This window comes from Erwinia sp. Leaf53 (assembly GCF_001422605.1).
GTDB lineage: Bacteria > Pseudomonadota > Gammaproteobacteria > Enterobacterales > Enterobacteriaceae > Erwinia.
The window spans coordinates 397,402-409,822 of the sequence record NZ_LMLK01000012.1 but is presented as its reverse complement, the minus strand read 5'-3'; the positions used below and the strand labels follow the sequence as shown (position 1 = coordinate 409,822).

Here is a 12,421-nt window from a genome sequence, read left to right as displayed (position 1 = left end):
CTGGATCTTATCCGTGAAATAGCAGATTTTTAGCCGTTTGTTTCACGTCTGGCACTTTTAGGCCGAAAAGCTGCTACCACCTGCGGATCTGTCTCGACGTATGGGCCCTCCAGCAGCTGGATGCAGTACGGCACGCTGGCAAAAATGCCCGCCACCAGCGCTTTGCCGTCGGCATCTTTCAGCCCTTCCAGCGTCTCCTGAATCGACTTCGGCTGGCCGGGCAGGTTGATCACTAAAGACTGTTTGCGGATCACCCCCACCTGGCGGGAGAGGATCGCGGTGGGTACAAAGTTAAGGCTAATCTGGCGCATCTGCTCGCCAAAACCGGGCATCTCGCGATCGGCAATCGCCAGCGTGGCGTCCGGCGTCACGTCGCGCCGCGCCGGGCCGGTGCCGCCGGTGGTGAGCACCAGATGACAGAACAGCTCGTCGACCAGTTCACAGATCGCCTGCTCAATCATCGGCTGCTCATCGGGCACCAGACGCGTTTCTATTTCGAACGGCGTGGTCAGCGCGCGTCTCAGCCAGGCTTCCAGCGCCGGCAGCCCCAGGTCGGGATAGATGCCGTTAGCGGCGCGGTCGGAAACGGAGATCAGTCCTATGCGGAGTGTGTTCATATTGGGTTCGCCGTCAGCAAAGAAGAGAGGCAGGCAGTATAACCGCAAAGCACCATGAGTGGCAGGCGCAGAGAGCAGGAAGGCGGGGAGAGGTTCGTGTTGCCGGGGACAGCTGCCTGAGAGACGCCAGGTCTGCACAGAGGCCTTAGCGGGCCAGAGCGGGTGGAGGCAGTGGAGGCAGTGGAGGCAGTGGAGGCAGTGGAGGCAGTGGAGGCAGTGCGGCCGGTGACCCGGCCGCGCTTAACGATTACAGCAGGTCGGCAATCATTTTATCCAGTTTGCCCTGGTCGATGGCAAAGTTACGGATGCCTTCAGCCAGTTTCTGTACCGCCATTGGATCCTGGTTGTGCTGCCACAGGAACTCAGCCTCGGTCATTTTAGCCGGACGCGCTTTCACTTCACCGGTGTAAGACAGCTTGCGCTCAACGGTGCCTTCGGTCTCCGCCAGCTCTTTCAGCAGGCCCGGGGAGATGGTCAGACGGTCACAGCCGGCCAGTTCGATGATCTCACCGACGTTACGGAAGCTGGCGCCCATCACCACGGTCTCGTAACCGTGCTGCTTGTAGTATTCGTAGATTTCGGTCACTGACACCACGCCTGGATCTTCATTCGGCGCGTACTCTTTCTTGTCGGTGTTGGCTTTGTACCAGTCGAGGATACGGCCCACGAACGGAGAGATCAGGAACACACCCGCTTCTGCGCAGGAACGCGCCTGAGCGAAGGAGAACAGCAGGGTCAAGTTACAGTTGATGCCTTCTTTTTCCAGCTGCTCGGCGGCACGGATGCCCTGCCAGGTGGACGCCAGCTTGATCAGGATGCGGTCGTTGCTGATGCCGGCATCGTTGTACAGTTTGATCAGGCTGCGTGCCTTGGCTACGCTGCCTTCGGTGTCGTAAGACAGACGCGCATCAACTTCGGTAGAGATGCGGCCCGGAACCAGCTTCAGGATCTCCAGACCGATGTTCACCGCCAGCTTGTCAGCGGCGTAAGCGACCTGCTCTGCTTTATCGCTGCTCTGCTCGCGCGCCCAGACGACAGCTTCGTCGATCAGCTTACGGTATTCTGGGATCTGCGCTGCGCTCAGGATCAGCGACGGGTTAGTGGTCGCGTCCTGAGGTTTGTAGAGTTTCATTGCCGCGATATCGCCGGTGTCGGCAACTACGGTAGTGACTTGACGCAGGGAGGTTAATTTGTCCGTCATGTTTGTCATTCTCATCGAGGTTGATTTGATAGGGTGTTGAAAATGTCTGCCCCGGATGATAGCACGCGCAACTCACCATGCAAGCAGCAGCGTTCCCCGTAACACCAGTGACGAACATCGCAGCACAAATGGCTATTTATCCACTATTTTATGCGGGTAATACCCCTGGCCTATGGCAGTGATTTACCCGTCCGGCGAGCTTTTTTGGTAAAGTAAGCGCTGAGGTTTATCGCAACGAGTCATCACAAGGAAACGACGATGTTAATGGTAATTTCCCCGGCTAAAACGCTGGACTATGAAAGCCCGTTGGCGACGGCGCGTTTCACGCAACCGGCGCTGCTGGATCAGTCGCAGCAGCTGATTGAGGTGGCACGCCAGCTCTCCCCGGCGCAGGTGGGTACGCTGATGCACATCAGCGACAAGCTGGCGCTGCTTAACGCAGAGCGCTTCAACGACTGGCAGCCGGATTTCACCCCGGACAACGCCCGTCAGGCGATTCTGGCCTTTAAGGGCGACGTTTACACCGGCCTGCAGGCGGAAACCTTCAGCGAGGCGGATTTTGACTTTGCCCAGAGCCACCTGCGGATGCTCTCCGGGCTGTACGGCCTGCTGCGCCCGCTGGATCTGATGATGCCCTACCGCCTTGAGATGGGCATCAGGCTGGAGAACCCGCGCGCGAAGGACCTTTACGGCTTCTGGGGCGATCGCATTACTACGGCACTGAACGCCGCGCTGGCGGAACAGGGCGACAGCGTGCTGATTAATCTCGCCTCCGACGAATACTTTAAATCGGTTAAGCCGAAGCAACTTAACGCCGACATTATCAAGCCGGTGTTCCTCGATGAGAAGAACGGCAAGTTCAAGGTGATCAGCTTCTACGCCAAGAAGGCGCGCGGCCTGATGAGCCGCTATATCATCCAGAACCGCCTGACGCAGCCGGAACAGCTGAAGAAATTCAACATCGACGGCTACGTCTATGACGCCGACGGCAGCAGCGGTAACGAGCTGGTGTTTAAGCGCCGCGAAGCGTAATGCCACGCCGGGCAGCGCCCCTGCCCGGCCCCCTTTCACCTGCTGTTCGTTAACCCGCTCACAAATTTTGCATCACCACTCGCGCGCCCGGCAACGGTTGTCCAGGCTTGTCATCATTCAGTCCCCGACAGGAAGCCTGTCTGATGCACACGCTCTGTATGGAAAAATACTTCAGCGCCGACAGCCAGCCGTTCGCGCTCTACGTCAGCGATCCGGAACGCAATAACTGCGAGCACAGCCATGAATTCGACGAACTGGTGTTTGTTGAAAGCGGGCACGGCCTGCACGTGCTCAACGGCCAGCCCGGCTTTGTCCAGCAGGGTGATGTGTTCTTCGTACACGGCCAGGAAAGCCATTTTTACGACCGGCTGGGCACGCTCAGATTAACCAACCTGCTGATCAACACCCGTCGGCCGTTACGCTATCTGAGCAATCTTCAGCCGCTGCTGAACGGTATTAACCGCCCCCCCGACCAGCAGCCGGGCTGGCTGACGCCACAGGAGCGTCTGGCCTGCCGTCAGACCATTGCCCGCCTGACCGCGCCCTCCAGCGACGCGCTGCTGGATGACGCCGCCCGGGAGGTGGTCTGGTTAGAGCTGCTACTCTCCCTTCATCGCTCCCTGAGCAGCGCCAGTCGCGGCCATACCCATTTTAAAGCCCATCGTCTGATCCACTGGCTGCAGGCCAACTGTTTTGAAGAGATCGACTGGGACACGCTGTGCAGCCATTTTCTGCTCAGTAAACGCACGCTGTATCGCCAGGTGAAAGAGATTACCGGGCTTTCTCCGCACCAGTTTATTCGTAAACAGCGCCTGCTCGCCGCGCGCGTCTGGTTGCGCAGCGGGGAAGCGAGCATTACGGACATCGCCTTCCGCTGCGGTTTTAGCAGCAGCAACCACTTCTCTTCCAGCTACAAAAATCTGTTCGGCTACGCTCCCTCACAGGAACCCCTTCAGCCATAAAGCCCGCACGCCATTTGTGAGCGGCAGCATGGCGATCTTTCCCTCAGTGCCACCCGCGGTACGCATTTGGCGACGCGGCGGTGGCCGCTGCAGTGGGCATTTTTATAATCAGAACGTTACCTGCTAACGGTGGCATCCGGGCGGTCAGCCCGCATAAACAGGCATCAGTGCCTCTGATAACAACAATACTTCCTGTACCCGAGGTCTTTATGCAGACGAAACCTGACATCAGTCTGGCGATGTGGTGGCGTGCCGGTGTCGCTGGCGATGATCGCCGAAGAAGCCCCGGACGGTGCGCGGGCGAAGCTGCTGCAGTTCAGCCATATGCTGCAGTGCCGCGAATGCCCGTCATGGCTCTACCAGGTGGATATGGGTGCCACCACCATCTGGGAGCGCTGGGACAGTATGCAGCCGGACGGCACGGTTAACAGCGGTGAGATGACCTCCTTTAATCACTACGCGCTCGGTGCGGTGGCCGACTGGCTGCACCGGGTGGTCGGGGGCATTGAGAATGCGGGCAGCGGCTACGATCGCATTCTGTTCCGTCCACGCCCCGGCGGCGGCGTCAGTCACGCGAAATGCGAGCTGGAGTCGCCTTATGGCCGTATTGCCTCAGGCTGGCAAATCACCGATGGCACCTTCTCAGTGACGGTGGAGGTGCCGCCAGGGGCCGGCGCGGAGCTGGTGATGCCGGACGGCACGCGCCACACGCTGACCAACGGAGAGCATCGTTATGCGTGTCGCTGGGCGGCTGACCGTTGAACTTCCCCGCTGCAGAGCATGACCGGACGTCATGGCGCTCTATTTATTGCTGCGCAAAACGGTGGCATGCCCGTTAATCAGCCGTAAACCGGCAGCAGAGGCGTAAAAAAAGGAGCCCCACCCCGGGACTCCTTTACGCATTAACATGCCCGCCGGCGGAGGGTTCCGTATCATCCCCCCCCGTTTCCCCGGCTGCAGGCAATCCTACTTCTTCAGCAGAAACGCCCGCAGTTCAGCAAAGTCCGCTTTCATGTTGTGCGACAGCAGATCCAGATCGGCACGTTCTGCCAGCGCTTCCGGTACCGGCAGCTTGCGCTCGAGGATCGCTTCCACGCTCTCGATAAACTTGGCCGGGTGTGCGGTGCCGAGGAACAGGCCGAATTCGCCCTCCTGCAGCTGATCGCGCAGCATACGGTAAGCGATCGCCGCGTGCGGCTCGGAGATATAGCCGAGATCCGCCAGCTCGCGCATGGTGGCTTTGGTGGTCTCATCACTCACCGCGCCGAAGCCAAGATCCTGCAGACGCCAGGTTTTGCGGCGGAAGATCTCTTCCACGCGCGGCCAGTTGTTCGGCTGCGATACGTCCATAGCGTTAGAGAGAGTGGCTACGGTCTGGTTTGGCGTCCACTGGCCGTCGGCAAGGAAGCGCGGTACGGTGTCGTTGGCGTTAGTCGCGGCGATAAAGCGCTTCACCGGCAGACCCAGTGATTTCGCCAGCAGGCCGGCGGTCAGGTCGCCGAAGTTGCCGCTCGGCACCGAGATCACCAGCTGGTTGCGTTTTTCCTGCGGCAGCTGCGCCACGGCTTCAAAGTAGTAGCAGATCTGCGCCAGCAGGCGGCTGATGTTGATTGAGTTAGCCGAGTTCAGGCCAATCGCCTTCTTCAGCTCTTCGTCATCAAACGACTGCTTGACCAGCGCCTGGCAGGCGTCGAAGTCGCCGTCGATGGCGATGGTTTCAATGTTGCCACCGAGGGTGCAGAACAGTTTTTCCTGCAGCGGGCTGATCTTGCCCTGCGGATAGAGGATCACCACGCGCACGTTTTCCATGCCGTAGAAGGCGTGGGCCACGGCGGCACCGGTATCACCGGAGGTCGCGGTCAGAATGGTGATCTGCTCGTCGGCACCGCTGACGTAAGCCAGCATCTGCGCCATAAAACGGCCGCCGAAGTCTTTAAATGCCAGCGTCGGTCCGTGGAACAGTTCCAGCGCGGCAACGTCGTCGGTCACGCTGACCACCGGTGCCGGGAAGGTAAAGGCGGTTTTCACGCGCTCATTCAGCTGATGTGCGGCAATTTCATCGCCGATAAAGGCCGAGAGAATTTTGCTGCTGCGGGTAACAAAATCCATCTCCAGCAGTGCATCGATGTCGGTCAGCTCAAATTCCGGCAGTTCCAGTGGAAAGAACAGGCCCTGCTGCTTGCCCAGCCCCTGCTTTACCGCCTGTGCAAAGCTGACCTGCTCGTTGTGATCCTTAAGGTTATACAGTTTCATGCGTTATCCCAGTTTACGTGCGCCAGCCGTGTCGAGGCGGCAAATATGAACGAAGCCTTCATCATTTTGCAGATAGTTCTGGCGAAGCCAGTCCGCCATCCGCTGGGCCGTCTCCGGCTGGTTGCACACGGCAAACAGCGTCGGCCCGGAGCCGGAGATACCACAGGCCAGCGCGCCGATATCGGCGGCAGCCTGGCGGGCTGCGGCAAAGCCCGGTAACAGTTGCGTGCGGTACGGTTCGGCAATCACGTCCTGCATCAGTTTCGCCGCCAGTTCCGGCTGCTGGCTGTGGCAGGCGTGAATAAAGCCGCCGAGGTAGCGCCCGTGACGAATAATGTCCTGTTTGCTGTAGCTGGCAGGCAGGATCGCGCGCGCTTCCGCGGTCGACACCTTAATGCCCGGATAGGCCATTACCCACAGCCAGTCAGCAAACCCTGGCACGGCCTGGCTGATAATGCCATTCTCTTCCAGCATCAGCTGAATGCCGCCGAGGAAGCAGGGTGCCACGTTGTCGTAGTGTACGCTGCCGGAAATCCGTCCTTCCAACTCGCCCATCAGTGCCAGCATTTCAGTGTCATTCAGCGGCCTGCCGCAGTGCTCGTTCATCGCCATCAGCCCGGCGACGACTGAACAGGCGCTGGAACCGAGGCCGGAGCCAATCGGCATGTTTTTTTCCAGCGTCATCGCCACCGGCACTTCGCGGCCAATGGCTTCGCAAAAGCGCTGCCAGCACTGGTAAACGATATTCTCTTTCGGGTCTGCCGGCAGCTTGCTGACGAAGCGGCCTTCATTGCGCAGGCTGAAGCTTTCCGCCGCCTCAACGCTGACGCAGTCACCCAGCAGCGTGCCGTCCACCGGCGACACCGCCGCCCCTAAGACGTCGAAGCCGACGCTGACGTTGCCAATTGAGGCAGGGGCATAAATTTTAACCATCTTCAAACTCCCAACTTCCAGGACAGGGTACGTAACAGGTCAGCAAACACGCCCGCGGCGGTCACATCGTTACCGGCGCCGTAGCCGCGCAGCACCAGCGGAATCGGCTGGTAGTAACGGCTGTAGAAGGCCAGCGCGTTTTCACCATTTTTCACTTTATACAGCGGGTCGTTGCCGTCTACCGCGTCAATCTTCACGCGGCAGCGGCCGCCCTCTTCAATCGCGCCGACAAAACGTAACACTTTTCCGGCGTCACGGGCAGTGGCCACCCGCGCGGCAAAGGCGTCATCCAGCTCCGGCAGACGATGCATAAACGCTTCCACGTCGCTGATGGCGGTAAACTCTTCCGGCAGCACCGCTTCAATCTCAATGTCGCTCAGCTCCAGCTGATGGCCTGCCTCACGGGCGAGGATCAGCAGCTTGCGCGCCACGTCCATGCCGGAGAGATCGTCACGCGGATCCGGCTCGGTAAAGCCCATCTCGCGCGCCATGCTGGTGGCGGCCGAGAGGGAAACGCCTTCGTCGAGCTTGCCGAAGATAAAGGAGAGCGAACCGGAGAGGATGCCGGAGAAGCGCAGCAGTTCGTCGCCGGCGTTCAGCAGGTTCTGCAGGTTTTCAATCACCGGCAGCCCGGCACCGACGTTGGTGTCGTAGAGGAACTTACGGCGGGATTTTGCCGCCGCCGCACGCATCTGCTGGTAGTAGCTCCAGGAAGAGGTGTTGGCCTTCTTGTTCGGCGTCACCACGTGGAAGCCGTCCGCCAGGAAGTCGGCGTACTGATCGGCTACCTGCTGGCTGGAGGTGCAGTCGACGATCACCGGGTTCAGCAGGTGATACTCCTTAACCAGCCGGTTCAGGCGCCTGAGATCGAACGGCTCCTGCGCCGCCTGCAGCTGCTCCTGCCAGTTTTCCAGCGCGATGCCGTGCACGCCGGTCAGCAGCGCGCGCGAGTTGGCGATGCCGCAGACGCGCAGGTCGATATGCTTGTTCTTCAGCCACGCCTGCTGGCGATGCAGCTGGTCGATCAGCGCGCCGCCGACGCCGCCGGTGCCGATCACAAACACTTCGATCACCTGGTCGGTGGCGAACAGCATCTGGTGCACCACGCGCACGCCGGTGATCGCTTCATCGTTATTCACCACCACCGAGATCGAACGCTCGGAAGATCCCTGCGCGATCGCCACGATATTGATATTGGCGCGGGCCAGCGCCGAGAAGAACTTGGCGGAGATACCGCGCAGGGTGCGCATACCGTCACCCACCACCGAGATCACCGCCAGGTGCTCCATCACGTCCAGCGGCTCCAGCAGGCCGTCCTTCAGCTCCAGGTGGAACTCATCTTCCAGCACCCGACGCGCACGCGCCAGGTCACTTTGCGGCACGCAGAAGCTGATGCTGTATTCCGAGGAGGACTGGGTGATCAGCACCACCGAGATGCCGCTGCGTGACAGCGCGCTGAACACCCGCGCGGCCATGCCGATCATCCCTTTCATTCCCGGACCGGAGACGTTGAACATCGCCATATTGTTCAGGTTGGTGATGCCCTTCACCGGGTTCTCTTCATCGCTGCCCTCGCCGCCGATCAGCGTGCCGGGGGCCTGCGGATTAGCGGTGTTTTTAATCAGACAAGGGATCTGGAACTGGGCAATGGGCGCGATAGTGCGGGGATGGAGGACTTTGGCACCGAAGTAAGAGAGCTCCATCGCCTCCTGGTAAGACATCGACTTCAGCAGCCGCGCGTCGGGCACCTGGCGCGGATCGCAGGTATAGACGCCGTCCACGTCGGTCCAGATCTCACAGCAGTCGGCGCGCAGGCAGGCGGCCAGCACGGCGGCAGAGTAATCGGAGCCGTTACGGCCCAGCACCACCAGCTCACCGCGGTCGTTGCCGGCGGTGAAACCGGCCATCAGGATCATATTGCCGGCCGGGATTTTTCCGGCGGCGATGCGGCGGGTGGATTCAGGGATATCGACGGTGGATTCAAGATAGTGGCCGACCGCCAGCAGGTTCTCAACCGGGTTGATCACGCTGACGCCCCAGCCGCGCGCCTGTAGCAGCGCTTCCATGATCGCGATCGACAGCTTCTCGCCACGGCAGATGATTGCCGCATTCACGCTGTCCGGGCACTGGCCCAGCAGGCTGATGCCGTGCAGCACCTGCTTCAGCTGAGCGAACTCCTGATCGACCAGCGTTTTTACCCGCTCCAGCGCAAAGCCCGGCTGGGCCTCAGCCAGTCCCTGCAGCAGGCTGGCAAAAATGTGCTCGGCGTCGCTGATATTCGGCGTGGCGTCCTGGTCGCTGATGGTTTTCTCAATCATCGCCACCAGATGGTTGGTAATTTTGGCCGGGGCGGACAATACGGTAGCGACCTGTCCCTGCTGTGCATTGCTCTCCAGAATGTCCGCCACCCGCAGAAAACGTTCCGCGTTGGCTACTGAGGTCCCACCGAATTTCAGCACTCGCATGTTAAAGCTCTCCTGAATTTTTGCCGAAAAAAAAGCCCGCACTGGTTAGGTGCGGGCTTATTTTTTTGTTTTTCCTGTATGCGTCAGCCCGCACCGTTACCTGTAGTAATGGTGGTGGTAATAATGATTGTGGTAATCAGGCTGTTTTTACGCATTTTAGATTTATCGTCTGTCTGTAAAATCTGTCGGCCTCCAGAAGTAAAGCAAACGGCCGGGTAAGTCAATTTTTTTATGTTTTACGGCCCGGACGGGGTGCGACAGCCCGAGGCGGGTTCTGCCGCAACGGCCTGGTGGTTCTGTGCCTGGTATAAATAATCGTAGTTATTCCCGCCGTGGATTGTCACTTAACCAGCGTTTTTATCTGCCAGCTTTTTTTCCACATCGTGCAGTAAACGGTGCAACATCGCCGTATCCCGCTGCTGCAACAGACCCAGCCGCTGCTGCAGCCAGTCGGCCAGTTTTTCATCCCCCGCCACCTCTAACTGCTGCAGCAGTGCCTGGCTGCGCTGTCGTAACGCGGCCAGCTGCGGGGCATCGGCCACCGGCGCAGACCCTGCGCTCACCTGCTGCAACGCCGACAGCTGATAGCAGTACACCATCACCGCCTGGCCGAGATTAAGCGAAGGGTAGTCATTCGCCATCGGGATGCCGGTCAGCAGGTCGACCTGCGCCAGTTCGTCGTTGGTCAGCCCGCTGTCTTCGCGGCCAAACACCAGCGCGGCGCTGTTGATCCACTGCACCTTCTCTTCCAGCACCGTCTGCACCTGCTGCGGGGTGGCGTAGTAGCGGAACTTCGCCCGGCTGCGCGCGGTGGTGGCAATGCTGAAATCAATATCCGCCAGCGCCTCTGCCAGCGAGTCCCAGTGGCTGGCCGCGTCGAGGATCTCGCCGGCCCCGTGCGCCACCCGCTGCGCCGCCGGCTCCAGATGCACCTGACTGTTAACGATACGTAACTCGCTAAACCCCATGGTTTTCATCGCGCGGGCGGCCGCACCGACGTTTTCAGCACGGGCGGGAGAGACAAGAATCAGTGGAAAACGCATAGCGGCCTTCAGAATCGTAAAATGGGCGCTTACTTTGCCATGTCAGCCGGGGAAATAACAGGTGCAGCACGGTACGACGATCCGCCCCACGGCGAATACAAATTACTGCTATCAGATGGTATACTCATCCTTTATTGAATAAGCCGCATAAGCCGCTGTCTCAATAATTAAAGTGTTTTTTATCAAATAATTAACAATTGTTAAAAACACTATCTACGGCTTATTAACTTTTCAGCCTGATGTGTCAATCGGCCCGGCTATTTGTGAGCTAACCCGGCATTATGGGAAGGGTTTTTCACAAAAGTGTTAACGTGCTACACTTGGTTTGATATAAGTCAACTAAGCGTTGTTTTGTTGCGTACGGGTTGTTGCCTGTGCTGTTATGTTGCTGTTAATGCAGTTAGGATACACGCCGTTGCGGCAGTAAAAACCCCTGTCGCCCCCCGTACAGGTAGCCATGTTGTTGACGGCCTTGAAGTGTGTATCAAGAACATCATTCTGTACTGCTGTTACGTTGTCAGCGTTACCGGTTTTTCGCCGGCGCCGCCGGTAACAGCCGTATGTCCTGTTTCGATTTTGTTGGCAATTAGGTAGCGAACACATGCAGACCCCGCACATACTTATCGTTGAAGACGAATTAGTCACTCGTAATACGCTCAAAAGTATTTTTGAAGCCGAAGGCTACATGGTTTTCGAAGCGACGGATGGTGCCGAAATGCATCAGATTCTGACGGATAACGACGTCAATCTGGTCATTATGGACATCAACCTGCCGGGCAAAAACGGACTGCTGCTGGCGCGTGAACTGCGCGAGCAGGCAAATGTTGCACTGATGTTCCTGACCGGTCGTGATAACGAAGTCGACAAGATCCTTGGCCTGGAAATTGGTGCGGATGACTATATTACCAAGCCCTTTAACCCACGCGAGCTGACCATCCGCGCACGTAACCTGCTGTCACGCACCATGAACCTGGCCGTCGTCAGTGAAGAGCGCAAACTGGTTGAAAGCTACCGCTTCAACGGCTGGGAACTGGATATCAACAGTCGATCGCTGGTCAGTCCGCAGGGCGAGCAGTACAAGCTGCCGCGCAGTGAATTCCGTGCCATGCTGCACTTCTGCGAAAACCCAGGTAAAATTCAGACCCGTGCCGACCTGCTGAAGAAAATGACCGGCCGCGAGCTGAAACCGCACGACCGCACCGTTGACGTCACCATTCGTCGCATCCGTAAGCATTTCGAGTCGACGCCGGACACCCCGGAAATTATCGCCACTATCCACGGTGAAGGTTATCGTTTCTGCGGCGATCTGCAGGACTAATTATTTCTGCGTTCAGGTTCAGGGCGAGGTTAACCTCGCCCTTTTGCATTACTTACCCCAGGGCATGATCGGCACCGCGCTCAGTGCATTCTTTGGCGACCCTTCCACCACTTTGTCCGAATAGCTCAGATAGATTAACGCGTGGCGTTTCTGGTCATAAAAACGCACCACCTGCAGCTTCTTAAACACCAGTGACGTGCGCTTGCGGAACACCACTTCGCCTTCGGCTTTGCCCTGCGCGATCTTATCGCTGAGCGCGATCGGGCCGACCTGCTGGCAAGAGATCGCCGCATCGGCCGTATCCTCTGCCAGCCCCAGCCCACCTTTGATGCCGCCGGTTTTCGAACGGCTCAGATAGCAGGTGACGTTCTGCACGTCCGGGTCATCAAACGCCTCAACCACAATTTTGTGATCGGGGCCGAACATTTTAAATACCGTGTCGACAGAACCCACTTCTTCAGCATGAGAAGCAAATGTTGCGCTCAGGATTGAAGCGACTATTAACACTTTTTTAATTGTCATGACGTTACCATTTCAATGAGAATAGATGACATTGTAAGCTATCTTGCAATACAGAGCGTTACGGCTGGTCACACA

Annotated in this window: 12 protein-coding genes and 1 other annotated feature; of the genes, 4 read left to right on the top strand and 8 right to left on the bottom strand. The window is 58.5% G+C overall.

The annotated features are described in order from the left end of the window. Window positions 1-29 precede the first annotated feature (29 nt). Both mog and tal read right to left on the bottom strand, forming a co-directional pair. On the bottom strand, window positions 30-617 hold the full coding sequence (mog, locus tag ASF13_RS10640; protein ID WP_056235874.1) for a molybdopterin adenylyltransferase: 588 nt from the start codon (window positions 615-617) through the stop codon (window positions 30-32). A gap of 247 nt (window positions 618-864) precedes the next feature. Then, the gene (tal, locus tag ASF13_RS10635) at window positions 865-1,818 is read right to left on the bottom strand and encodes a transaldolase (protein WP_056235871.1); all 954 of its coding nucleotides are present in this window, start codon (window positions 1,816-1,818) and stop codon (window positions 865-867) included. Window positions 1,819-2,076: 258 nt separating this feature from the next. On the opposite strand from tal, the gene yaaA reads away from it, so the two are divergent. From yaaA to ASF13_RS10620, 3 genes are all read left to right on the top strand, one after another. Beyond that, on the top strand, window positions 2,077-2,850 hold the full coding sequence (gene yaaA / locus ASF13_RS10630; protein ID WP_056235869.1) for a peroxide stress protein YaaA: 774 nt from the start codon (window positions 2,077-2,079) through the stop codon (window positions 2,848-2,850). 143 nt (window positions 2,851-2,993) lie between these two features. Then, entirely contained in the window at window positions 2,994-3,812 is an 819-nt protein-coding gene (locus tag ASF13_RS10625; protein WP_056235866.1) for a helix-turn-helix domain-containing protein, read from the top strand. A gap of 249 nt (window positions 3,813-4,061) precedes the next feature. Continuing rightward, the gene (locus ASF13_RS10620; RefSeq protein ID WP_056235863.1) at window positions 4,062-4,574 is read left to right on the top strand and encodes an alpha-L-rhamnosidase C-terminal domain-containing protein; all 513 of its coding nucleotides are present in this window, start codon (window positions 4,062-4,064) and stop codon (window positions 4,572-4,574) included. A 204-nt stretch (window positions 4,575-4,778) separates the two neighbouring features. Here ASF13_RS10620 and thrC read toward each other — a convergent pair whose 3' ends face one another. The 5 genes from thrC to ASF13_RS10600 all read right to left on the bottom strand — a co-directional run bounded on the left by thrC (window position 4,779) and on the right by ASF13_RS10600 (window position 10,506). Then, entirely contained in the window at window positions 4,779-6,065 is a 1,287-nt protein-coding gene (gene thrC / locus ASF13_RS10615) for a threonine synthase (RefSeq protein WP_056235860.1), read from the bottom strand. 3 nt (window positions 6,066-6,068) lie between these two features. Further along, window positions 6,069-6,998, bottom strand: coding sequence for a homoserine kinase (thrB, locus tag ASF13_RS10610; RefSeq protein WP_056235857.1), 930 nt, complete (start codon window positions 6,996-6,998; stop codon window positions 6,069-6,071). 2 nt (window positions 6,999-7,000) lie between these two features. After that, window positions 7,001-9,463, bottom strand: coding sequence for a bifunctional aspartate kinase/homoserine dehydrogenase I (gene thrA, locus ASF13_RS10605; RefSeq protein ID WP_056236386.1), 2,463 nt, complete (start codon window positions 9,461-9,463; stop codon window positions 7,001-7,003). 25 nt (window positions 9,464-9,488) lie between these two features. Then, window positions 9,489-9,611, bottom strand: a sequence feature (Thr leader region). Next, window positions 9,547-9,618 carry a thr operon leader peptide gene (thrL, locus tag ASF13_RS24780; protein ID WP_105594825.1) on the bottom strand — a complete coding sequence of 24 codons (72 nt, stop codon included), beginning with the start codon at window positions 9,616-9,618 and terminating at the stop codon, window positions 9,547-9,549. Its footprint overlaps the feature before it by 65 nt. Window positions 9,619-9,807: 189 nt before the next feature. Beyond that, window positions 9,808-10,506 carry a tRNA/rRNA methyltransferase gene (locus ASF13_RS10600; RefSeq protein WP_056235853.1) on the bottom strand — a complete coding sequence of 233 codons (699 nt, stop codon included), beginning with the start codon at window positions 10,504-10,506 and terminating at the stop codon, window positions 9,808-9,810. Window positions 10,507-11,107: 601 nt separating this feature from the next. Here ASF13_RS10600 and arcA point away from each other — a divergent pair. After that, complete coding sequence (gene arcA, locus ASF13_RS10595) at window positions 11,108-11,824, top strand: two-component system response regulator ArcA (RefSeq protein ID WP_056235850.1); 717 nt, start codon at window positions 11,108-11,110, stop codon at window positions 11,822-11,824. 48 nt (window positions 11,825-11,872) lie between these two features. Here arcA and creA read toward each other — a convergent pair whose 3' ends face one another. Next, on the bottom strand, window positions 11,873-12,346 hold the full coding sequence (gene creA / locus ASF13_RS10590; RefSeq protein ID WP_056235849.1) for a protein CreA: 474 nt from the start codon (window positions 12,344-12,346) through the stop codon (window positions 11,873-11,875). Window positions 12,347-12,421 lie beyond the last annotated feature (75 nt).